This window comes from Pseudoalteromonas sp. 2CM39R (assembly GCF_023161845.1).
Genome location: NZ_JALNTM010000002.1, coordinates 272,927 through 293,933, shown reverse-complemented (window position 1 = coordinate 293,933; position 21,007 = coordinate 272,927). Strand labels below are relative to the sequence as shown.

At 38.3% G+C, this 21,007-nt stretch carries 23 protein-coding genes and 1 pseudogene; 17 read left to right on the top strand and 7 right to left on the bottom strand.

The window, feature by feature from the left end; all coding sequences use genetic code 11:
* Window positions 1-20 precede the first annotated feature (20 nt).
* The 4 genes and pseudogenes from MTF66_RS05440 (at window position 21) to MTF66_RS05430 (ending at window position 3,104) form a co-directional block, all read left to right on the top strand.
* Window positions 21-515 (top strand): hypothetical protein, encoded by a 495-nt coding sequence (locus MTF66_RS05440; protein WP_248526665.1) that lies wholly within the window; start codon window positions 21-23, stop codon window positions 513-515.
* 55 nt (window positions 516-570) lie between these two features.
* Window positions 571-2,394: a serine/threonine protein kinase gene (locus tag MTF66_RS05435; protein ID WP_248526664.1), complete on the top strand. Its 1,824-nt coding sequence runs from the start codon at window positions 571-573 to the stop codon at window positions 2,392-2,394.
* Window positions 2,391-2,861: pseudogene (locus MTF66_RS38585) on the top strand (DUF6678 family protein). Before MTF66_RS05435 ends, MTF66_RS38585 begins: the two are co-directional and overlap by 4 nt.
* 30 nt (window positions 2,862-2,891) lie before the next feature.
* Window positions 2,892-3,104, top strand: coding sequence for a CPXCG motif-containing cysteine-rich protein (locus tag MTF66_RS05430; RefSeq protein ID WP_248526663.1), 213 nt, complete (start codon window positions 2,892-2,894; stop codon window positions 3,102-3,104).
* 73 nt (window positions 3,105-3,177) lie between these two features.
* Here MTF66_RS05430 and gloA read toward each other — a convergent pair whose 3' ends face one another.
* Window positions 3,178-3,708 (bottom strand): lactoylglutathione lyase, encoded by a 531-nt coding sequence (gene gloA / locus MTF66_RS05425; protein ID WP_248526662.1) that lies wholly within the window; start codon window positions 3,706-3,708, stop codon window positions 3,178-3,180.
* A gap of 183 nt (window positions 3,709-3,891) precedes the next feature.
* Here gloA and MTF66_RS05420 point away from each other — a divergent pair, with 183 nt between their 5' ends.
* On the top strand, window positions 3,892-4,131 hold the full coding sequence (locus tag MTF66_RS05420) for a hypothetical protein (protein ID WP_138519570.1): 240 nt from the start codon (window positions 3,892-3,894) through the stop codon (window positions 4,129-4,131).
* Between the two features lie 166 nt (window positions 4,132-4,297).
* Here the strand turns inward: MTF66_RS05420 and MTF66_RS05415 are convergent, their stop codons facing one another.
* The 3 genes from MTF66_RS05415 to MTF66_RS05405 all read right to left on the bottom strand — a co-directional run bounded on the left by MTF66_RS05415 (window position 4,298) and on the right by MTF66_RS05405 (window position 6,491).
* On the bottom strand, window positions 4,298-4,714 hold the full coding sequence (locus MTF66_RS05415) for a VF530 family DNA-binding protein (RefSeq protein ID WP_055021352.1): 417 nt from the start codon (window positions 4,712-4,714) through the stop codon (window positions 4,298-4,300).
* Between the two features lie 90 nt (window positions 4,715-4,804).
* Window positions 4,805-5,797, bottom strand: a complete 993-nt coding sequence (locus MTF66_RS05410; RefSeq protein WP_248526661.1) for an MDR family oxidoreductase — start codon at window positions 5,795-5,797, stop codon at window positions 4,805-4,807.
* 61 nt (window positions 5,798-5,858) lie between these two features.
* The gene (locus MTF66_RS05405) at window positions 5,859-6,491 is read right to left on the bottom strand and encodes a TetR/AcrR family transcriptional regulator (RefSeq protein ID WP_248526660.1); all 633 of its coding nucleotides are present in this window, start codon (window positions 6,489-6,491) and stop codon (window positions 5,859-5,861) included.
* 373 nt (window positions 6,492-6,864) lie between these two features.
* Between MTF66_RS05405 and rmf the strand changes: the two genes are divergently transcribed.
* A complete protein-coding gene (rmf, locus tag MTF66_RS05400; protein ID WP_036968408.1) occupies window positions 6,865-7,035 on the top strand; it encodes a ribosome modulation factor in 171 nt (56 codons plus the stop codon).
* Window positions 7,036-7,113: 78 nt separating this feature from the next.
* Here rmf and fabA read toward each other — a convergent pair whose 3' ends face one another.
* The gene (fabA, locus tag MTF66_RS05395) at window positions 7,114-7,629 is read right to left on the bottom strand and encodes a bifunctional 3-hydroxydecanoyl-ACP dehydratase/trans-2-decenoyl-ACP isomerase (RefSeq protein ID WP_054553819.1); all 516 of its coding nucleotides are present in this window, start codon (window positions 7,627-7,629) and stop codon (window positions 7,114-7,116) included.
* A gap of 207 nt (window positions 7,630-7,836) precedes the next feature.
* Between fabA and MTF66_RS05390 the strand changes: the two genes are divergently transcribed.
* The 4 genes from MTF66_RS05390 to MTF66_RS05375 all read left to right on the top strand — a co-directional run bounded on the left by MTF66_RS05390 (window position 7,837) and on the right by MTF66_RS05375 (window position 11,004).
* On the top strand, window positions 7,837-8,694 hold the full coding sequence (locus tag MTF66_RS05390) for a 6-carboxytetrahydropterin synthase (protein ID WP_058585039.1): 858 nt from the start codon (window positions 7,837-7,839) through the stop codon (window positions 8,692-8,694).
* Window positions 8,687-9,505 (top strand): M23 family metallopeptidase, encoded by an 819-nt coding sequence (locus MTF66_RS05385; protein ID WP_248526659.1) that lies wholly within the window; start codon window positions 8,687-8,689, stop codon window positions 9,503-9,505. The genes MTF66_RS05390 and MTF66_RS05385 overlap by 8 nt, the downstream gene beginning before the upstream one ends.
* A gap of 5 nt (window positions 9,506-9,510) precedes the next feature.
* Window positions 9,511-9,945: an acyl-CoA thioesterase gene (locus MTF66_RS05380; protein ID WP_054561502.1), complete on the top strand. Its 435-nt coding sequence runs from the start codon at window positions 9,511-9,513 to the stop codon at window positions 9,943-9,945.
* A gap of 75 nt (window positions 9,946-10,020) precedes the next feature.
* Entirely contained in the window at window positions 10,021-11,004 is a 984-nt protein-coding gene (locus MTF66_RS05375; RefSeq protein WP_248526658.1) for an endonuclease/exonuclease/phosphatase family protein, read from the top strand.
* On the opposite strand, the gene MTF66_RS05370 is transcribed toward MTF66_RS05375, so the two are convergent.
* Together MTF66_RS05370 and MTF66_RS05365 are read right to left on the bottom strand one after the other, a co-directional pair.
* Window positions 10,977-11,381: a response regulator gene (locus tag MTF66_RS05370; RefSeq protein WP_248526657.1), complete on the bottom strand. Its 405-nt coding sequence runs from the start codon at window positions 11,379-11,381 to the stop codon at window positions 10,977-10,979. The two genes, MTF66_RS05375 and MTF66_RS05370, sit on opposite strands and share 28 nt — an antisense overlap.
* Window positions 11,378-12,295: a glycosyltransferase family A protein gene (locus MTF66_RS05365; RefSeq protein ID WP_248526656.1), complete on the bottom strand. Its 918-nt coding sequence runs from the start codon at window positions 12,293-12,295 to the stop codon at window positions 11,378-11,380. Before MTF66_RS05365 ends, MTF66_RS05370 begins: the two co-directional genes overlap by 4 nt.
* Before the next feature lie 220 nt (window positions 12,296-12,515).
* On the opposite strand from MTF66_RS05365, the gene MTF66_RS05360 reads away from it, so the two are divergent.
* From MTF66_RS05360 to MTF66_RS05330, 7 genes are all read left to right on the top strand, one after another.
* Complete coding sequence (locus MTF66_RS05360; protein ID WP_248526655.1) at window positions 12,516-13,667, top strand: glycosyltransferase; 1,152 nt, start codon at window positions 12,516-12,518, stop codon at window positions 13,665-13,667.
* Between the two features lie 9 nt (window positions 13,668-13,676).
* Window positions 13,677-15,095, top strand: coding sequence for a lipopolysaccharide biosynthesis protein (locus MTF66_RS05355; protein ID WP_248526654.1), 1,419 nt, complete (start codon window positions 13,677-13,679; stop codon window positions 15,093-15,095).
* The gene (locus MTF66_RS05350; RefSeq protein ID WP_058585032.1) at window positions 15,079-16,443 is read left to right on the top strand and encodes an O-antigen ligase; all 1,365 of its coding nucleotides are present in this window, start codon (window positions 15,079-15,081) and stop codon (window positions 16,441-16,443) included. The genes MTF66_RS05355 and MTF66_RS05350 overlap by 17 nt, the downstream gene beginning before the upstream one ends.
* Window positions 16,436-17,146, top strand: coding sequence for an acyltransferase (locus MTF66_RS05345; RefSeq protein ID WP_248526653.1), 711 nt, complete (start codon window positions 16,436-16,438; stop codon window positions 17,144-17,146). The genes MTF66_RS05350 and MTF66_RS05345 overlap by 8 nt, the downstream gene beginning before the upstream one ends.
* The gene (locus MTF66_RS05340) at window positions 17,143-18,279 is read left to right on the top strand and encodes a glycosyltransferase (RefSeq protein ID WP_248526652.1); all 1,137 of its coding nucleotides are present in this window, start codon (window positions 17,143-17,145) and stop codon (window positions 18,277-18,279) included. Before MTF66_RS05345 ends, MTF66_RS05340 begins: the two co-directional genes overlap by 4 nt.
* Before the next feature lie 169 nt (window positions 18,280-18,448).
* The gene (locus tag MTF66_RS05335; RefSeq protein WP_054561493.1) at window positions 18,449-19,924 is read left to right on the top strand and encodes a GNVR domain-containing protein; all 1,476 of its coding nucleotides are present in this window, start codon (window positions 18,449-18,451) and stop codon (window positions 19,922-19,924) included.
* A complete protein-coding gene (locus MTF66_RS05330; protein ID WP_248526651.1) occupies window positions 19,921-21,000 on the top strand; it encodes a glycosyltransferase in 1,080 nt (359 codons plus the stop codon). The genes MTF66_RS05335 and MTF66_RS05330 overlap by 4 nt, the downstream gene beginning before the upstream one ends.
* Window positions 21,001-21,007 lie beyond the last annotated feature (7 nt).

Here is a 21,007-nt window from a genome sequence, read left to right as displayed (position 1 = left end):
TAATGATAAGGAGATTTGTTATGAACACGGATGGCATTACAGTATCAATGAGCAAGGGAATTAAAGCCAACTTCAAGCTGGGTGAACATTTAATTGAATACTGGGGTTCTGCTTACTCAGGTAAAGAAGTTCTGAAAGTAGACGGTGAATTAATAGCTGAATCACGTAACTTTAAAACGAAATCTGTTCATGAGTTTAATATTGATGGTAAAGCCTGCCAATTAACAATTTCAGTGACTTTATTCAGGAAGTTTTCTTCTACCATCACATTAGAGTGTGAGGGTGAGGGTGAGCTAGTTCACAGTTATCAACTCACATATGGTAAAACCCGACAAATTGCTTGGTATTTAAAAGCAATCCCATTTTTATTTGCAGGGGTTTTAGGCTGGTGTTTTGCCGCTGATATTCTTACCTTATTAGAGTTGGTTATCTTTTATTGCTTAACCTTCGCATTATCACAACTTCTTTTGAAAGATCAAGGTTGGATCATCGAAGAGCAAAAGCCTTGTAATTAACTGCCTAGCATTCAATAATTAAGCGGTTAAAAGCCGCTTAAATTTGAGAGATGCAGTGAATCCCAAACAAATCCGCAATTTTTATATCAATGAAGAACAGTCTGTTTATTTGCTGTCTCACCATGATGCTAAAAAGCACCGTCAATGGCTTAATATTTGTATTAAACAGCTCACTTTGCTTGGTTACAGTGACGTTGAATTAATTGGGTCTGGCGCGTTTGGATTTGTTTTTGCTGGTGTCGATGATGAAGAGCTACCTTGGGTATTTAAGTTTTCACGTATAACCCTTGCACAAAGTGTACGTGATCGTCTAGAAGACGAAGCGTACATGCTCTCGCAAGTTAATAATCCGCTGGTGCCAAAATTTTATGCCTTTGAGCGCATTAAAAAGCAAGGCATTTTAATGATGGAACGCGCTCTAGGTGAAGACTTAGAAAAAATCTCCATTAAACAGGGGCGTTTTAGTGCAGCAAAAGTCATGGCACTGGCTCTTAGGCTACGTAATGTGCTGGTAGATTTACGTGAACATAAAAATGGCTTAAGCCCACAGCCAATTGTGCATGGTGATATTAAACCCTCTAACATCGTTTATGATGAACAAACCAATAAATTGTCATTGGTAGACTGGGGCAGCTCTGTTTATGCACAAATAGACGCTGAAGGTAATCCTGTTGCCAGCAATTTTATGGATCTTATGTCTGCTGATATCAGCACCACTAATGCACGTATGGGTGATGTGTATTTTATTGGTGATGAGCAAATGTCAGGCGGGCAGTCATCGCCACGTTTTGATGAACAAGGTGTCGCATCAACCCTTTATGCACTGGCCTCTGCACAATCTTGTAGATTTGGTGCGGCGGTTATTCCGGCTACAAGCCTGAATTTACCTATGGAGCTTGCCCGGGTTATCGACGGTATGCTTTCAAAAGATAAGGCAACCAGAGATGGCGCAGGTGATTATTTTATGCGAAACATGCCTACAATGGCTAAAGCTTACCTACCTGAGCTGCCCCGTAAAGTCATTCGCCCGTATATTCCTTATTGGTTTAGTGAGTTTGATGAGCACCCAGACACAGTAGTTTATAGCTCGCGTAAGCAATTTTTAAGACAAGCTGACCATAATCAACAACTACTTGATGTTAACGATGCCCAGCTCGACAGATACTACAAAGAGTTTTTATTTGATACCGGCGACACCGAAAAAGCATTTTTGGCCTCTATTAGCCGATTAGCAAAATACCCAGTAGTAGGGGGCTTGAGTTTTCATTGGAAAGAAAACTCACTGTTTGTTGAGTCTTCCCTTATTTTACATGATGAAACGCTCGGCACAGCGTTTACCGATGCGATTAACAACACGGTGATGTTAGCGCAGGGAATTAAACAAAAAGGTCTTTTTAAATGCTGCTTGTTTGATGCGCGTAAAACCATTCAGCTCGAACGGGATGGCACAGGGGCGTTTAAATTTGAAAATTTACCTGAGCTTGATTATGAAGTAATGGATATCCAAGCCTCAGATGTAACCAGACCGCATTCTTACTTTGAAGATGGTAAAGACCCGGATGAGCAATTACAGCTCCCTAAAAAGGTTATAAAGTGCGTATTTGAGCTAAACCAAATACACCATACGGGCTGTATCATTTTTGAAGCCTTACCTGATAGGATGAAAATACATCATTACTATCGTTTGCTTGATGCCAGTAAAGAGCCTGAATTTAAACGCTTATTAAGTAAGCTTATGCAATACGCGGTTAGTATAACAGATGTAGGTGTGGCAGGCTTTATGAAGCTACCTTACAAAAATACCCGTGAATTTGATTTATGTACTAAACAGCCCGATGAGTTTTATCCGCGAGATCCAAAAAGAGTGTTAGACATATGAGCCTTCTGCCTATGGCTGATGCTTCAGCTAGTGAGAAAGATAAAATTGATGCTTTAAGATGTATTAAAATGCGGAATCTTGTAGGAGCTGCAAACAATACAAAGTGGAGTGAGCTCATCTGTGAAGTGCGAGAATGGAAAAATTGGAAACCACCTTTTCGTTAGAAATGGGTAACTGAGCATATATCAGAATGGGATTGTGAATGGTGCTATCATTTACCGTTTCCTTTTATTGGTGTTCAGTGGCTAGATTTATACTTTATTGAAGAGATAGTAGACGTCAGAAGGCATCACTCTATAAAAGAGCATGATCACTCTGAGAGCTTAACTGAGCTTTTAGATAAGATAGGTTTATCTTACGAAAAAGGTAAAACAACATTAAGAATTTGGGGATATCTTCCTAAGTGCCATGAGCTTTTTGATGAAACTAATAACTACATGTTAAATGTATTTAAACAAAGTCATTAAAATTGATCACAATAGTAAGGAATATGGCTGATGAATCAATTAACAGAGAAAAAGATTACTTGTCCGTATTGTGGTGAGCAAATAGATATCTTACTGGATCCTGCAGACGTAAATCAGCAATATATTGAAGATTGCCAGGTTTGTTGTAAACCAATAAACTTTTTAGTTTTTGAAAGCATAGATGAAGAGCTTTCAGTTACAGTATCAAGTGATGATGAAAGTAGTGGCTTTTCTAATTTTTAAAAATTAGATTTTAAGATTCCTATTTTATTAAATAAAATAACCTGCTAATTAGCAGGTTATTAACGGGGCAATCTTACTTGTGCTCTTCAATTATCTCAGTGATCCCTTCAGCAGAAAGTATCTCTATCCAATAACCATCAGGGTCTTTAATAAAGGCTAAGCCTTTCATTGAGCCATCGTCTGGTTTTTTTACAAACTCCACATCGTATTTTGCAAAACGCTCGCATGCTGCGTATACGTCTGGCACACTAATACCGATATGACCAAAGCCTTTTGGTTCATCATTACCACTATGGTAACCAGCAAAACTGTCGTCGTTTTCTGTGCCCCAATTATGTGTAAGCTCGATAAGAGCAGGGCGGCGAAATACCCACTGTGCTTTTTCTTTATCGCTGCCTGTTGGCATGTCTTGCTCATAACCTAAAAAGTACAGCGTAAACTCCATTTTAGGGAAGTCATATTTACCAAGTAACTTCATACCTAAAACGTTTTGGTAGAAATCTAAAGAAGGCTTTGGATCTTTAATGCGCAACATTGTTTGTTGCATCACGAAATCTTGCGTTGCATTTGCGATCTGTTCAGGTGATTCGTTGTAGTTAGACATACACATCCTTTTTTGACATTAATGATGATGTAATCAGTCTAACATATTCAAGTTACCCTTAAATTAATAACAGATAAACTTTGAGCCCTTTGTACTATGGTAAGTTAAAAATCATGGTGCTATAAATTGAAGATAGGTAACGGAGTTTTTGAACTAACGAACAAATGGAATAGCGAGCACATTATGGAAGATTTACAAAATAAAAGAAGCATTTCACAACGGTTCTTTGGTGAATACGCCAGCACTCCAAAGGTTTTGTGGACTATGTCTATCTGTATCATTGCTTTTTTATGGTTGACACGTGAAGGTGGACTTTTTGACATGCTTATTGCTGGTGATTTCAACTCTGCTTTCTTGCTGACAATAATTGGTTATTTATCAGAATTTAGATATCGAATTATAAAAGAATCAAGAAATGATTGACGTATTTAGGTAACCCTTCAATTCTCAACTGCTAACTTGCTAACTTGCTAACTTGCTAACTTGCTAACTTGCTAACTTGCTAACTTGCTAACTCAAATAAAAAACCGCCCTTAAAGGCGGCTTATTTCAACTTACAGCTAAAAGCTTATAGCTCAAAACTTAAAGCTTAATTACCCCAAGGATTACTCGCACTTGAACGTTGTTTACGGGTGCGGGCTTTTTGCTTGGCTTCTTTTTTAGCGTGAATGCGTTTAGCGTCGGTAAAACTTAACTCACAAGGTTCACCAGGTTTTTGATCAGCAGGGATAACACGATCGCGCGGCGGTAATTCATAGTTTACATCGTCTGGGCGTGGTAAGTTTTTAAGACGATACAAATAAAAGTTCTCGACTTTTTCTTGTGCCCATTGGGTTTTACGTAAAAACTTAACCGCAGATTTTACATCTGGGTTATTCTTAAAGCAGTTTAAACGCATATAGGCGTGGAGCAATTCCCAGCCATATTGTTCGACAAGCTCTGTCACGACTTGCTCGATACCAACACCTTGCAGTGGGTTATTGCTGAAAATTTCTTTATTACTCATTAGACTGTCCGGTATTGCAAAACTAGGGTAAGTATAATTGCCTTTACCCTAGTTTTATAGCTAACTTGCTAAGAATGTTTATATTCGAGCTTATTCTTTGCAATTAACTACTACACGGCCGCGAATTTCACCTTTTAAAAGGGCTTCTGCATTTGCAACGGCTTCAGAAAGTGGAATTTCTTGCGAAATAGCATCGAGGTACTGAGCCTCAACTAACTCACTTAAACGTTGCCATGCTTCAATTCGGTCAGCTTTAGGGCGCATTACACTATCAATACCCATTAGGCTAATACCGCGAAGGATAAACGGCGCTACTGTTGCCGGAAAGTCCATACCTTGTGCTAAACCACATGCTGTTACAACACCACCGTATTTAATCGATGCACACACATTTGCAAGGGTGTGGCTACCCACAGAATCAATTGCGCCAGCGAATTGTTCTTTAGCCAGTGGTTTCCCAGGTGCTGAGAATCCTTCGCGTGATAAAACGCGTTTTGCGCCTAATTTTTCAAGGTGATCTGCTTCGTTCATTCGTCCTGTTGTTGCAACTACATCAAAACCTAGTTTATTTAATAAATAGATAGCAAAACTACCCACGCCGCCATTAGAACCGGTAACAAGAATTTCGCCACTTTGCGGCGTGATACCTTGTTTTTCTAATGCGATGATACTCAGCATTGCCGTATAACCTGCAGTACCAATTTGCATAGCCTGTTTTGGTGTTAAATTAGCAGGGAGGGGGATGAGCCAATCAGCACTCATAGACGCTTTTGAACTCAAACCACCTAGGTATTTTTCCCCAACACCAAAGCCATTTAACAGAACTTTATCACCTACTTTAAATTCATCGCTTTTAGAGTCTGATACTGTGCCTGCAAGGTCTATCCCGGGGATCATAGGAAATGTTCTTACCACAGGGCCTTTACCTGTAATGGCTAAGGCATCTTTGTAATTCAATGTACTGTAGTCAACATCAATATTTACATCGTGCTGGTGGATGCTTTCTACAGGAAAGTCTGTGTATTCGGCACGGTAGCCTTGATCATCTTTGTTGATAACTACCGATTTTACTGATGTTGTCATGGTGACTCCTTTTAGACCGATCGTCTTTTAATGGTTGAAATAAAACCGTATTTAAACGGCTTTATAAAATTAAGCGTAAAAATTGTGCTGTATAAAGGGTAAGCGGTTCACTTGATTTATCAAGTTTAGAGCGCATCACTGCGCCTTCCCAGCCAATCCAGAAGAACTCAGCAAGCATTTTACAATCTGATGATTGAGGAATTTGCTTTTGCTGCTTTGCATCAACTAAGCATTGCTCAATTAAAGCTTGCCAGTTGGCGTAAGCCTGTTTTATGCGGCCAATCATCGGCTCATCAAGGTGACTGATTTCTTGGTTTAAATTACCTATTAAGCAGCCGCGTTTAAACTCAAACTTTGCCATGCCTTGTTTGGCGTCATTGGCAAATAGCACAATCCTCTCAAGAGGGGTTGTTGTATCGTTGTTTAGGTGGCGTTTTAACTTTGCCTGAAAATAGCTGTCGTATGCATCAATGAGTGCTAAGCCAAAATCATTCTTACTTTTGAAGTAATGATAAAAAGAGCCCTTAGGTACCTGAGCTGATTTTAAGATTAAATCAATGCCGGTTGCACTAAAGCCTTTTTCGGTTAATACAGCTAGCCCCGTATTAATCAAAAGGGCACGGGTATCTGCATTTGAACGCGCTATTTTTGGTGGCCTGCCACGACGGCTTGGCACAGAGTTATTTGTTTCCATACCGATTATATTAGACCGATCGGTTTTTAATATGCAAGCATTAAATTGACTAAATTGTAATCATCATAAATTTGGCGTGATTACAATTTAATTGGGAACTTTGCCGAAATTGGCTTGGTCACAAATAATGAAGCTAAAAGAGCTGTATCGTTTTTAGCTTAATTTAAGTGTATTAATAGATGGTTTTAGTTGAAGAGGTACGACCACTTAGTCATTTAAAATGTTAATTCATTTGAGCATCAGCACGTTAGTTATTGTCAATTTATTTAATTGCTTTTTGCTATTTGAATTTAACAGTTTTATTAACTATTCATTAAATGTAGATGTCAATTTCGCTACATATCTATAAATATAAAAGGTGAGGATATTACCTATGAAGAGACAGAAAAGAGATCGTTTAGAAAGAGCTCATTCTCAAGGTTATAAAGCAGGCTTGGCAGGCCGTTCCAAAGAACAATGCCCTTATCAACAAATCGACCCTAAATCTGAATGGTTAGGTGGCTGGCGAGAAGCCATTGAAAACCGAAACATGTTTAAAACTTAATATAGGCACCTTATTTACGCAAAAAAGCCCCGAAATGGGGCTTTTTTGTATCTGCTATTTTGTATCTTAAATTAAAGATTAAAACGCAGATGTATCTTGGAAAAGACCTACTTTAAGATCTTTTGCTTCATAGATTACTCGGCCATCTACTTCTACAGTACCATCAGCCATACCCATGAATAATTTACGTTTAATAACACGCTTCATGTCTAAACGATAAGTTACTTTTTTAGCTGTTGGTAATATTTGACCTGTGAATTTAACTTCACCTACACCAAGTGCACGACCAAGACCTGGACCACCAGACCAACCTAGGAAGAAACCAACTAATTGCCACATAGCATCAAGACCAAGACAACCAGGCATTACTGGGTCACCTTTAAAGTGACAGTCGAAGAACCAAAGATCAGGATTAATATCTAGTTCTGCAACGATTTGACCTTTACCGTGCTCACCACCATCAGCAGTGATAGAGATAATGCGGTCCATCATTAACATGTTGTCACTTGGTAAACGACAGTTGCCTTCACCGAACATTTCACCTTGACCGCAAAGGACCAATTCTTCTTTTGTATAGCTGTTTTTAGGTTCCATAACTCTCATTCATCGCTTAGAAATTGCCCCGTACTTTAGCGTACACTTGTACGCTAAACAACTCGGAGCAGTTAATTATTTGCTATTTTTCGCTTGTTTTATGACCATTTAATTAAACTGTCGCTGATAAAGGGAGATAAAACCGCGCATTGTGAAGTAAAAATCATTATAATTGCTGTGATTCTTTAACCAGTCTAAAGGAAATTTATGATCCTTTTTGTAAACTCACTGACAGTGATTGATTTTTCTTACTTGTGTAATAAACGCGGCGCAGTTGGCGAGAGCTGGATTGTGGATTTAACTCTGCACGGTCAATTAAATGATGAGTCGATGGTGCTTGATTTTGGCTTAGTTAAAAAGCAAATCAAGGGCATTATTGATAACTGTATCGACCATAAACTTGCTGTGCCAGCTTCTCTAAACGGTTCACTGACACAACATGCTGAGCACAGCGTGCTAGATTGTCACTTTGGTGATAATTATCACTTAGCTATGAGCGCTCCTAACCAAGCATATTGCCTAATCGATGCTGATGTTATTGATGAAAAATCGGTAACCGAGTTTTTAATTAAAACTATTATGCCTGAGCTCCCTAGTAATATCGAAAAGATTGAAATTAATTTATACCCAGAGCATAGCCAAAGTTTTTATTATCATTACAGCCATGGTCTTAAAAAGCACGATGGTAATTGTCAGCGTATTATTCATGGTCATCGCTCTCAGATTGGTATTAGCCTTGATGGTATGGCTATGCCTCGCTTACAAAAAGAGTGGGCAGATAAATGGGAAGACATTTATCTAGCAACAGCTGAAGATGAAATCAATAAATCAGACCTTAAGCATGTAACTGCACAAGATAACGATGTGTGCTTTGCTTATACATCACAGCAGGGTTATTTTGAAATGGCGATAGACAAATCACGCTGCGACATTTTACCTTGCGATACTACGGTTGAGTGCATTGCAGACTACTTAAGTTCACAAGTTAAAAACCAATACCCTGATTCAGAAGTTAAAATTACAGCTTACGAAGGGGTTGGCAAGGGGTCAATCAGTTATGCGTAAAGGACTATTAATAGCAGCATTTGCAGGATTGTTTTCTTTAACTGCAAGTGCTGTTGAATTAAAAGGACATTTAACTCAAGGCGGTTTAGTAACAGGCCAAATTGAAGGTGCTAAAAGTGTAAGCTTCAATGGTGAGCCACTTAAGCTTTCGACAAATGGTGAGTTTGTGTTTGGCTTTGGTCGTGATGCCAAGACAAATCATAGCCTTTCTTGGGTTGATAGTGCAGGTGTAAGCCACGAACAAGCAATTGTGATCACTAAGCGTGATTACAAAATTGACAAAATCACCGGTGTAGCAAAAAAATATGTTTCGCCACCTAAAGAAGTGTCTGAGCGTATTAGCCGTGAAGCTGTTGCTGTACGTAAAGCTAGGCAAGTTAATTCTGACCTAAGGTACTTTTTAGACCCTGTTTATAAGCCGGCAACGGGGCGTATTTCTGGTGTTTATGGTAGCCAGCGTTACTTTAATGGTGAGCCTCGCCGCCCGCACTTTGGTTTAGACATTGCCAATAAAACTGGTAGTCCAGTATATGCGCCAGTGAGCGGCACAGTTGTTTTTGCTGATGCTTACTTATATTACTCTGGTGGTACCTTGATTCTTGACCATGGCCATGGTGTTACCTCTACTTACATTCATTTAAGCAAATTAGATGTAAAAGTAGGGGACGAAATTAAGCGTGGCGATAAAATTGCCGAGATCGGTGCGACCGGTCGCGTAACTGGCCCTCATTTAGACTGGCGTTTTAATTGGAAAAATGAACGCCTTGACCCTGCGCTAATGATGCAAGACACATTAGCTAATAAAAAGTAGAGACTATGACACAACAAATCGATCGTGACGCTATTATTGCAAAGCGTATTGCTGACTCAACAACGTCGGTAACAAAAACAGTTTTTCCTGGCCGTACTAACCACCACAATACTTTGTTTGGCGGTGACGCGTTGGCATGGATGGATGAAGTAGCGTTTATTGCAGCTACACGTTTTTGCCGTAAGCCACTTGTAACGATTTCGTCTGACCGTGTTGATTTTAAAGAAGCCATTCCGGCTGGTACATTTGCAGAGCTTATTTCTAAAGTTGTACACGTAGGTAACACTAGCCTTAAAGTAGATGTTGAAATCTTCTTAGAAACAATGCACAAAGACGATAAACACTTAGCTATTTCAGGTAGCTTTACGTTTGTTGCTGTTGATGACAATCACAGACCAACTCCGGTAGTGTGCGACAAAATGATCAACGGATTCGAATAAGACTTATAGTAAGTTTTAAATAAATTAAGTACCTTCGGGTACTTAATTTAACACACAGTAAGAACACATCATACTATGTTTGTTTTAAGTATATCTCAGCAAGGAACAAAATATGCAGCTATAAATTATCAGAGGGGGAGAGCGATGCGTTTAATATTTTTATTCAGTTATATAGCTATATTAGTGTTAGCCTTTAATCAATTCGATGGTTACCTATTCGATTTGGCGGCCGCTTTACGAGGGTTGCTGATTGTATGTAGTTTTTTACCTGCATTTTTTTTGTTGTGGTGGAGCAAAAAACTATCTCTCAGTTTTATTGCTCTAAGTATTGGCTTAGTGCTATTTCATTTTAAACCTTACTCAGCTGATAGAGAGGTTCAAAACACAGATATCAAAGTCGCTCAGATAAATTTGCAATATAGTAACCCTAACTTAGCAAATATCATCACTAGCCAATTTATAAATGCGCAAAATGATATCTTAGTACTGTTTGAATTTAATGATACGCAGCGGCATGTGCTTGATGAGCTAAACACGAAATATCATTTATTTGGTTATGCTGAAGTTGAAGGGGCGCCATTTGGCATTACAGTTCTCTCAAAACTTCCAATCGTACAAAGGCAAATTAAACGCTTTGATAATCCTAAGCTTGGCTACGTAAAGCTTAGTTTTTTACATAATAACGTTATGTTAAATAGTGTGTTTTTACATCCTCCATCACCTAGAACCCAAAGTTTGTGGAGTCAGAGAAACTTAGTTTTAAGTGAAGTTTCTTCAGAAATTAAAAATTTAAAGGGGAGTTGGTTAGTTGCTGGTGATTTTAATACAGTACCTTGGTCACGGTACTTTATTAATAATAAAAGCAGTTGTTTTAAGCGCGCAGGTTTTTATACAACTTGGTCTTTGAAAAATCAGCTAAGTGATTTAAAAGTTTTGGGTTTACCAATAGATCATTGTTTAGTGAGTGAAGATATTTCTTTATCTAATGTTGGTGTTAACTCAGTAAACGGCAGCGACCACAAACTGCTGCACTATGAACTCACATTTTCTACGCATTGATTAAATTTAAGGTGACTATTTTCAATTAATATATCAACCAGCATAGTTAGCTCAAAGTTATCCCAAGGTTTTGCGGTAATCATATTAGCTACATTATTGTTAAGCGCACTTTTAGAAGCTTCTAGCTCTGCATAGCCGGTAATCAAAAGGCGAGAGCAGTTCGGCTGTAGCAATTTAATGTCCTCTAAAACAGCAAAACCACTGATTGCAGGCATTAACAGATCACAAATGACTAAACTAATTGGGTTCTGTTTCGCATACTCAATTGCCGATAGAGGTTCGCTGAAACAAATTACATGGTTATTAGTACCTAATAATCGTTTTAGCGAGCGCAAAATTGCTTCATCATCATCAATGATTACAATGTTTTTTTTCATGAATGCGCTCCAAATAAGTGCTTTAAGTCATAGAGCATATGTTTAAAGTTTCGTTTATGAGGGAATAGCCAAAAGGCTTTGTTCGAATACATAAGTGCTTTTGAATACTGACCAAGTTCACGGTAGAACTCGCCATAACATTCACTTAAACGTGCTTTAATTTTTTTAAGTTCATTACCAGAAAAAACAGATTGGTTACGATTAATAATTTCAACCATAGCCGCTAGTCTATTTTCTCTATTTGATGTTATAGAGTTAGCACGCATTAAATAGTGCATTGCGCATAGCGTTGAATAACCAACATAACCTTTTTTAGCTATTTTTAACCAGCAATCTAAATCGGTAGCGCTACTTAATTTATTATCAAAACCACCCACATCAACAATTGTTGAGTGTTTAACCATGACCGACGAAGTACCAACAATATTGGTGGTGATCATTTGGCTTATTGGATTATCTAGAAATTGGAAGTCTGTGTTTTCTTTATTACATTTAAACTCAGGCCAGTAATCAAAACAGCCAATTATATCCTCGTTGTTTTCATTAAAGTGCATATAGTCTGTAAAACTTAACACGCAATCTGGGTGTTTTTTATGAAATGATAACTGAGCTGCAAGTTTATCTGCTGACCAATAATCATCGGCATCTAAAAAAGCTAAGTACTCTGACTTTGCTTGTGCAATTGCCAGGTTACGAGCAGCCACAACCCCTTTTCTTTGTTGGCTGAAGATGCGTACCTCACTTTTCTCAGCAGCTAGTTGCTCAAGGTATTCTTTACTGCCATCTGTAGAGCCATCATCAACAATAATGATTTCGAAATTTACATTTTTTTGCTGGTAAATACTGTTAATACAGGTATCTAGATACTGCAAACAGTTGTAGTTAGGAATAATAATACTGACTTGGCTGTTCATAATATGCTCCAAAAGCATTAATTTACGTATTGAAGGATACGCAATTTAAAAGCCAGCTTTAAATCCGTATTTTCTGTTAAATTACTCAGTCTTTTCTCTTTGTGCATTGCATTTTGCAAATCTGTAGCAGGATTTTATCTCATTTCGGGAATTTAAAGGTTTATTAGCCGGGTATGGAATTTGCCATTACTTCTATAACAGTTTTTATAGGAGCGTTTTTATGAAGCACATTGCTATTTTGGTCCCAAGCTTTCCGATTGCATCTGAAACATTTGTAGTTACGGAAATTAAAGCTCTTTTAAATGCAGGGCATAAGGTGACTGTTCTTACATTTGAAAAAACCAGTGTGTTGATTAACTTAACCAGTGCCATTGAAGTTAAAAAAATCACTAAGCCTGCGTTTAAATCAATCTTACCTTCTATGTTTAACATCTATAAATTAGCGAGAGCAACGCATACAGCAATTCAATTTAAATCAATTTCAACACAATCATTGCTTGCTTATGGTTATCAAATTGCACGCTATATAAAAGCTGCAAACATAGATCATTTACATTGCCATTTTATGCATGGGCCACTTGCATACGGCATCGTTGCGGCAAAACTTGCAGACATTACCGTGTCTTCTATTGGCCACGGCCATGATGTTTATGTAAACAACGCAGACTTAAAACCCAAATTAGCTCTTTGTGATTTTTCAATAGCGGTTTGTGAAGAAATGGCTATGCAATTTAAGCGCTTTTCAAAGAGCAATGTTAAATTGTTACATTGCGGTATCGATACTAGCCAATTTAAATTTGTACCATCCTCACTTAATGAATCTGTTCGTTTGATTTTCATCGGCCGTCTTGTCGAGAAGAAAGGTCTGCAATTTCTACTACCTGCACTTAAGCATATTCCAAAAGAGTTTGGCATAACCTTAGATATAGTTGGGGACGGGCCAATGCTGAACGATTTAATGTATATGGCTGAAGAGCTTGGTATTCGTAAATCTATCCGTTTTCTAGGCGAAAAACCTCATGACTGGGTTAGCTCAAACCTGATTTACTATTCTGCGCTTATCGCCCCTTTTTGTGTCGCAGAAAATGGCGACCGTGATACAGGCCCGTTAGTTTTAAAAGAAGCCATGGCTTGCGGCCTTCCTGTTCTCACTACCACCTTAATGGGAGCAAACGAAATTGTAACCCCAAGTGTTGGTATGAAATGTATGCCAGGTAGTATCTCAGGACTCAGCAAAATGCTTTATAAATTTCACCAATTATCTCCACATAAGCGTTATCTACTTGGTCAAAATGCTAAGCAACATGTTAACGAGCATTACAACGCAGTTAAGCAAGCAGAGCAACTTTCCAAATGGGTTGAATCTTTATAGGGAGGTTTTATGAGTAACTTAAAACAAATTGGTTACTTTGCTTTAGCTATTTTTGCAGTAAAAGGGTTTGGCTTTTTACTTTTACCAATTACAACTCGCTTTTTAGAAAAGAGCGAGTTTGGTGAGCTGAACTTCTTAGTAACCATGTCGGCGCTATGCTCTTTAGTGGTTTCTCTTGGTTTACCTGAGCTACTACTAAAACAACAGTATCCATCTTTTCGTGAAAAAATGGCGTTATTTAGAGATGCACTGGTATTAACAATCTGCTTTAGTGCGCTTTTTTTAGGCTGTAGCTTTATATTTAGCATGCAAATTATTGCAACCTTACCTGCGCAAATTAACGTAATTGATTTTAGGTTACTTATTTTAAATTTAACTTTTGCCTCGGTACTTGCTATCCCGTACACCTACTACCGGTTATTTGGATACGCGCAAAAGTATTGTTTTTTTAGTATTGCGCATGCTGTCATACAAACTTGTTTAACAATCACTTTGTTAGTACTTGGTTTTAATGTAACCGGTGTAATGGTTTCAGGTGTTGTCTGCACGTTCATTATTATGTGTTTAACCTTAAGTGATATGCGAAGTGCTCTTAAAGTAAGCTATTCGCGCTTTAGCTGGAAAATACAAAAATCACAGACTGTATTCTTAACTTCAATAATCGCATCAGGTTTGTTTGTTTATGCCGGTAATGGGGCTGAAAACTGGTTTATCGTTGCCGAATTTAACGAGAGTGTCTTAGCGAGTTATTACGTTGCAGCGCAATTTGCCATAATAACTTCGTTCACATTTGAGCCGATTAGGCTTTGGTGGTTCGCCAAACGCTTTAGCTTAATTAAGCAAGATAAAACGCAATATCAAAATTATGCAATAACCTCATTAAATGCAGGCTTAGCTATGTGTGTTTTGATGAGTTTACTGGCACCAATGGCTTTAAACTCAGTACTTCCTGCTGAATACCATGGCAAAGATAGCTGGCTGATTTTATTAATTATTGTTGTTGCCATACGCCATCACAGCGATATTTTCAATATTGGTTGCTACATGCATAAGAATGGTGTGTTTGTATCAATTATAAACTTCTTTACGGCGATTTTAGGTCTTAGCCTGTTGTACTTTTTAGTGCCAAAACTTGGTGTTGAAGGTGCTATTTTGGCACTAATAATTATGCAAAGTTTTAAATTAGTTTGCCTTTACTCAGTTAGTCAGCATTTCGAACCTCTAGAGCTAAATTTTGCAGCATTAATACCAAGCTGGTTAGCATTGGGCTCTATAACACTGATCACTTTACAGTTTAGCGAACTTAGTTTGGCTAAATGGATTGTATGTTTTATCTATATTGTTGGTTTGGCTTATCAATATAGAGCATTAATTAAGCAAGTGATAAAAAGCTTAATGAAGGAGCATCACCATGCTCAATTACTATAAACAAAATCAGTTATTCATTAATGGCATTTTAGTTACCTTACTTGTAGTTGTTACCTATGCCATTTTGGGCCCGATAGCAGTATTTGCATTGCTGCTATTACCATTTGCCGCTTTCACTGCAGTAAAGGTAAGTGTGGCTTTTATAATTTTGTTTATTTTATTTAGCTACTTTAGATTACACGAAGCTTTTCCTTTTTTAATGCCTTTTAAAATTCCTAAGTTACTCGCGCTTGCGTCGCTATTGGGAATAGCTTGGCACCTGTTTATCTCACAAAAATTAAAGCCACATTGGCATACCAATCATCTGATATTTTTTGTTTGGTTTATTTGGCTTACTGTTTGCGTTTTTAGTGCCTCAAATCGCGGTTTAGCGATGGAGTATTGGTCAGGTGTACTGACAAAAGTACTCATTATGGTATTTGCAATCTCGTGGTGGATGAGCACATTAAAGCATTTTAATGTGGTTAGAATTGGCATCATGATCTCAGGTTCCGCCATTGCTTTAGTTGCCCTGAGTAACAAAATGAATGGTATTGGCCTAGTAGAAGGTACCCGCGTCACTATTTCGCGAGAACTTCGCTCACAACTTGGGGATCCTAACGATTTATCACTTGTAATGATGTTTCCCGTGTCTTTTTTAGCTGCTGAAGTATTTGATTCAAGTGCCCATAAATTTAGACGCATCATTGCATTTATTTGCTTAGTTATCGCAATCAGCGGTGTTATTGCAACACAAAGCCGAGGAGGCTTACTTGGCATTGCTGCTGTACTTAGTTTCTTTATTTACCAGAAAGTTAAAAATCCTGTAGTGGTCGGCTGCATTGGTGCCGTGGGCATGTTAGCCATGGTTGCTTTTGCAGGTATTGCAGATAGACAAAGTGGCGGCTCCCATGAAGGTGGTGTTGATGAATCTGCTATGGGCCGTATTTACGCATGGCAAGCTGCAATCAATATGGCGATACATAATCCATTAACTGGGGTTGGGGTTAATAACTTTGTCGTTAATTACTATTTTTACAGCCCACATTGGGATGGCAAGAATCATGCAGTACACAGTACGTGGTTTCAGGTATTAGGTGAAACAGGCATCGTTGGAATATGTATTTTTGTATTAGTGATTGCCTGTATTTATCGCACCTTGAACCGTGTTTTCTTAATGAATAAACAGATTAATGACAAACAAATTGATGTAAATGCGAAAGCTCTAAAGGGCGGCCTAATTGGCTTTATGGTGTCAGGAACCTTTTTAACTCAGGCATTTACATGGCCTATTTATATCATTCTTGCTTTAACTATTGCCTTAGAAAAGCTTGTAATCGATAAACAAAGGGAGACTACACATGAGTGAAAATATTAAACAATGGCTTAAAACAAGTGACAGCCCATTTGCAAAATCGCTTTTTCAATTTGCGAAATCGATTCGCAATCCGCAAATGTGGGTTATCCCAGGTATTCATTCATTTATATATAAACTGCATTTATTGGTTAAAACAGTAGTGAGTGAACTAGGGCGCATTTTTTATTACACACCACTATTTAAAAGCCAAATCAAGGGCTCAAAAGCAAATTTATACCTTTATTCTGGCATGCCGCAAATTTTAGGAAAACTTGAAATTAGCTGTAATGACAACACGCGAATTAGTGGCATTAGTACTTTTTGTGGGCGTAGTCATGGTAATTACACACCCAAACTTATAATTGGCAGTAATGTTGATATTGGTTGGCAAAATGCGTTTTCTGTTGGTCGAAAAATTGTTTTAGAAGATGATGTTCGTCTTGCAGGTCGGGTATTTTTAGCTGGTTTTCCTGGTCACCCTCTAAACTCTGAAAGACGTGCTCTAGGTGAGCCTGATGATGAATGCCAAGTTGGCGATATCATAATTAAACAAGGCGCTTGGATAGGCACCGGCGCAACTGTGCTTGCAGGTGTAACAATAGGCGAGGGTGCTATAGTTGCTGCAAGCGCTGTAGTTACTAAAGATGTCCCAGCAAATACTATTGTTGCTGGTAATCCAGCAAAAATTGTTAAACAGCTGGAGGGGACGCTATGAAATTTATTGTATTCGGCGAAGACTGGCAAAGTCACCCAAGTAGTACACAGCACCTATTTAAACAACTAGCAAAACAACATCAGGTTATTTGGATTAACTCGATTGGTATGCGAAAACCAACATTTCGCTTGATTGATGTGAAACGAGTTTTTAATAAATTAAAAAGCCTTTTGTTATCAAAGCGCACAGGGTCAAATGCTAAAACAACGAATACTAGCCAAAACATTAATTTAACATCACACACATTAGCGGTTTTACCCTGGCACGATAACGTTATAGTAAGGCTATTTAATAAATGGATTTTTAATCGAAAAGGTTTCATAGATGATGAGCCAATTGTTTATTGGCTTAGTGTGCCTACTGCAATTAGTCTAATTTCACCGCGAGAGCGAGATAAAGTCATTTATTATTGTGGAGATGATTTCTCTGCACTTGCGGGTGTTGATCATAAAATGGTCGCGCCTTTTGAAAGCGACCTTATCGAAAAAGCAGACACCATCTATGTTGTGAGTGAGTTTCTTGCAAACAAAATGCCGAAATCTAAAGTTAAAATGCTTTCTCATGGTGTCGATTTAGAGCTCTTTACCACGCAAACCACAAAAGCCGTTGAACTTGAGCAAATAAGCAAACCAATTATTGGTTTCTATGGTTCCTTGAATGCTTGGCTTGATAAAGCCTTATTGTTAAGGCTAGCTAAAGATAGGCCTGAGTATCAATTAGTATTGATAGGCCACCTTGTCGAAGACTTCTCTGATCTACTCAAGTTAGACAATGTAACCCATATACCGGCTGTAGAGCATGATCGTTTAGCTTCATTTTCTCAGCATTGGCAGGTATCTATCTTGCCATTTGTTGATAATGAGCAGATCAGGGCCTGTGATCCACTTAAATTAAAAGAATACATAGCCACAGGCACACCAATTGTGACAACACGCTTTGCTGCGGTTAACTCATACCAAGAGACCATATTAATAGCAGACAACCACCAGGGCTTTATTGAGCGATTAGACTATGCTGTAAGCCTAAGTAAATCAAACAACTTAAATTGGCGAGCCAACCAATCTCAGCAAGCGAGTGATCATAGCTGGCAAGCAAAAGCCAAGTTAGTCTGTAAACAACTTAGGTTTTGCTAAATAAACCTTTCAACCCAAAGCCGCATCTTGTATCGCTACAAGATGCGGCTTTTTTCATTTTGGCTCACTAACTGCAATTAACTAACTATCTATAGAAATCTCGGTTGTTTTTATCAATTTGCAAATTAAAACCGAGCAATTTCGCAAAATGCAAAGCAAAAGGTAAAGTATGTTAGTTAAAGAGCAGATCAAACGGTTAATTTATTTAGGGCTTTATGCGCTTTACACGCGTATTAAGCTCTTTATTATTCCGTTTTGCATTGTGCCAATCGTCGTCATTGCACTTGGTTTATCTGCTCAAAAACAATATACCAATCACGCTACCATCTTAATTGAAGAGTCAGCACTACTTAATCCTTACTTAGATGATCTGTCTTTCTCGTTTCAGCTTTCTGACCGTATGGCAGCACTGCGTACCTTAGTTATCAGCCGTAAGGTACTTATTGCAGTAGCAAAAGAAACCCAATTAATAGCTGAAGATGCTACGCCTAAGCAAGTTGAAGAAATTCATCAAAAACTATCTAAAGCACTATCACTTTCGTTAATTGGTGATGAGCTGGTCCGCATTAACTTTATTTGGCATGACCAATCACAAATGAAGCCAGTGCTTGAAAAGGTGGTAGAAAAATTTATTGAACGTTTATTAGCACCAACAAAGGCATCTCTTGATACTTCTGAGCAGTTTTTCTTTAAGCAGCTGGATAGTTTACGCGAAGAACTTGAGTTATCTGAAGAAGCACTTGCTGATTTTAAAACCAAAAACAGTAACACCTTACCCGATGTATTACATAGCAATCGCCAAACCTTCGACAGCTTACTAAGTGAAAAACAACAAAAGCTGATTGCTCTTTCAGGGGCTAAAGCAAAACTGAATGCCTTAGTGAGTAAAGTAGGGCAAGCCAATCCAATTTTAGGCAATTTAGAAGAAAAGATAATTCGTACTGAATCTGAATTAAGTCTTTTGAGAACACGCTATACCGATAAACATAGCAAAATTATCGAGAAAAAACGCACACTGGCAAATTTAAAAAGTCGCCAACAGGCGCTGTTAGCATCTAGTGAAGAGCTAGACACAACGAATCTTGATCAGTTATGGCAAATGGTTAATACGCTTCCGTCTGGTGATGGTAAAGAGAGCAGCGTTTTAGTTTCACAACTTCTTGCGCTTGAAGAGGCCCGTAATAATTTACTACAGCAAGAACAAGAATTTGCAATGCTCGAAGAGCAAGTGCAGCTTGTCAGTGAACGTCTGTTAGTAACCAGTGATGTAGAAAAACAATTACGTAAACTAGAGCGTGATTACGATGTTAAACAGTCACTTTATAAAGACATGCTTAGCCGTTACGAAATGGCCAAAGTTACGGGCAAATTAGTTAAATACGAGGGACCTGACAAAGTAAAAACTATCGAGCGAGCTTATAGCCCAACACAACCTATCAATACCTCAATGCTAATGACCGTTATCGTTGGCATTGTTCTTGGGATTTTCACAGGTAGTGCAAGCGTATTTGTTGCTGCACTTTGTGACAGTCACTTAAAAGATATTAAAACCATCGAAAAACTTACCAGCGCAGAGGTGGTAACAGTACTTCCTATCGTCAATGCCGAAACTAACTTCGGTAATATTGAAGGAGATAAATCATGAATGTTATGCACTTAGTTCAACACCTACAAGTAGGTGGCCTAGAAAAAATGGCAATTACTTTACTCAAAAACAGTCAATTTAGTAGCTCGAGTATTATTGTTTCTCTTGAGGGAGACAGACAATCTGTGTTTGAGCAATGGCCAGAGCTTGAACAATATAGCCATCGAGTGATTTGTTTAAACAAAAAACCAGGCGTGAGTATTTCTGTTATCGCAAAGATAAAGGCATTAATAAAAGAGCATGATATCGATATTATTCACAGTCATCATGTTGGCCCTGTTATTTATGCCGGCCTTGCTTGTGCGTTAACCGGTGATTCGGTTCGTCATATATCAACAATTCATGATGCCTGGTATTTAAATAACGTTAAACAATGTACTTTCACTAAGTTACTTAACTCATTAACGAATATTTATTGGGTTGCAGATGCACGTATTGTTGCCGATGAATTTAGAGCTAAAACAGCAATCATTCCTGAGCGCACCATTTTAAATGGTATAGATTGCGATAATTTTGTCGCAATTAATCAATCAACCGCCAGAAATCAGCTCAATTTACCCCACAAAGTTAAGCTAGTTGGCTGTGCTGCAAGGTTGATTGAAGGTAAAGGACACAAAGATCTTATTCATGCATTGCATTACTTACCTGAAGATTTCCATATGGTGTTTGCTGGAGATGGCGATCAAAAAGTCATTTTAATGAATTTGGTACGTAATTTAGGGCTTAACGAACGTGTGCACTTTTTAGGTAACGTTCACGATATGCGAGCCTTTTATTCGAGTATCGACGTGATGTGTTTGTATTCACAGCGTGAAGGTTTGCCATTATCGATTATTGAAGCCATGGCATGTGGTATTCCAGTTGTAGCGTCTGATGTAGGTGGAATTCATGAAGTTGTCACCGATAACGAAGGTGAGCTTGTGTCTTTGAACGAGTTTAACAAGCTTGCACCGGCTATTTTGAGAGCATGTAAACTGCCACATGGTCTTTGCATTCGTCATCATGCTATTGCAGTCGCTGATGCAAGAACCATGAGTAGTAAATACGACAATTTATATTCTGCATTAGCAGTGTAGGAGCCAA